General features: G+C 38.6%; 2 protein-coding genes. Both read right to left on the reverse strand.

Going from position 1 to position 1,888, the window contains the following annotated elements:
- Window positions 1-446: 446 nt before the first annotated feature.
- Complete coding sequence (locus AC1DSE_RS34755) at window positions 447-1,043, reverse strand: YdcF family protein (protein ID WP_441885371.1); 597 nt, start codon at window positions 1,041-1,043, stop codon at window positions 447-449.
- Between the two features lie 43 nt (window positions 1,044-1,086).
- Window positions 1,087-1,888 (reverse strand): helix-turn-helix transcriptional regulator (locus AC1DSE_RS34760; RefSeq protein WP_477529065.1); only part of this gene is annotated, 802 nt, incomplete at its 5' end.

A 1,888-nucleotide genomic window follows, 5' to 3' on the forward strand; every position in this document is an offset into this window, starting at 1 on the left:
CTTTAAACCTGACTTCAACCTGCTGATGGGAATATAAAAAGTACGACTTGTTTGCTTTAACATGATCATCGCATCATTCAAAATAAAAACTCCTTCATTATGGCAGCTTTACTTTTAACTTGTTTTAATCGTTAATATTATAATACCATACATGGATTTAGATGTGCACCGCAACTGTGATTTCCTGCGTTTATCCTTCTTGATTTAGGAAGAACCTGTAACCGTATCCTTAATATCGGAGGCTTTTGGCATAATTATTCAGTTAGGATGACACATTTCCCTCTCCTTTCATTTAAACGCAGCCTTACTTCCTGAAACGATACCCTTAATAAAATACAAAATCCCGAAAGTTAAACTCATCCAATTGAGTGTTTAACTTTCGGGCTGCAAAAAAGATGAGCTGTGAAACAGCAGTTTATTTATCATAAGTTACTTCTTTTATTCTCTTACTTTAAAAATAATATTTTCAGCTGATAACCTGTTAAGAAGAACGTTTCTCTTAAAAGAAAAGGAAGCTTAGTACCCAAACTCTTGTAGGCTGACGTCTGAGTTGGTGAAGAGTAAGCATCCATCCCTAAGTGTCTAGTCATAAGAAGAGCACGCTTCATATGCAAAGGATCGCTGACGATGGTAAAGGTATTGATTTGTTGTTGTTGTGCTATCGCATGGGCATTAGCTAAATTTTGTTCCGTGATTTTTGAATGCTCTTCAAGAACAATATCCTCACCTGGAACCTTATACTGCATAACATATCGTTTTGACACTTCCGCTTCAGACAAGGAATCTCCCTTACCTGTGCCTCCAGTAACGATTATTTTCTTTATGTATCCATTGTTATAGAGCCAAATGGCATGATTCAATCTGTTCTTTAGAACTGTCGACGGTTTATCGTCCCAGACTGCTGCCCCAAGCACAATTGCGGCATCTGTGTAAATGAGCTCATTCACCTTAGCAAACGAAATAATGCTCCATACTGCATAGAGAATATAAACAAAACATAAAAGCACAGCAATTGCTGTGCCTTGTATAAGTCTCCTTCGCACTGCTGTACCCTCCTAACATGGCATATAGGTTTATACGTCACATTTATGGCCGAATATATTTTCTCCGAAACTCTCGAGGTGATTTCTCATACTTTTTTTTAAACGCTCGTTCAAAGTTAGGCAGTGTATTAAAGCCCGCGGCATAACATACTTCCGTTATCGGCAAGATTGAACTGCTGAGCAATGCAGAGGCGAACTGAAGCCTTTTTCCTTGTAGATGCTCTTGAAATGATGTACCTGTATGCTTTTTGAAGCATTCGCTAAAATAATTGGCTGATATTCCAGCATATCTCGCTATTTCATCTAATGAAAGCGGCTCTCGAAAATGGTGTTGAATAAAGATGATCGACTTTCTAATGGAAGAAGGGATTGCGCTAATGGCTACATAGTCGTCAAGCAAGCGCTGATGCCCGTTATTTCTATAGAGATGGATGAGTATTCTCTCAAAACTTCCCTGCACCAGCATGCTGCTGCCTAGCTGCCACATCTGTGATTCATTCCAAATCCGAGTAAATTCCATTTCAATTTCACTAGCACTTTCGTCACGAAAAGTATGCAAATGAAGCGATACCTGTTCAAATAACATTTCTGTCAGCTCTGGGCGGATAAATGATTCATCAAAAATAAGATTAAACAAATGAATCGTTTGTCCTTCATCTGGGATGATCTCATGGAAATCTGCCGTTGTCAGCAGAAAAGTCATTCCTTTCTCTAAAGGAAAAGGCTCTCCGTTTATAACATGAGTTCCTGTACCAGACACAACAAAGCCCATTTCAAAAAAATCATGCCAATGGGCAGCAATTTTGTTATCGATCACATGTTTGAAAATCTTATAGGGGGATGAC

This window comes from Paenibacillus sp. 01L418 (assembly GCF_056400045.1).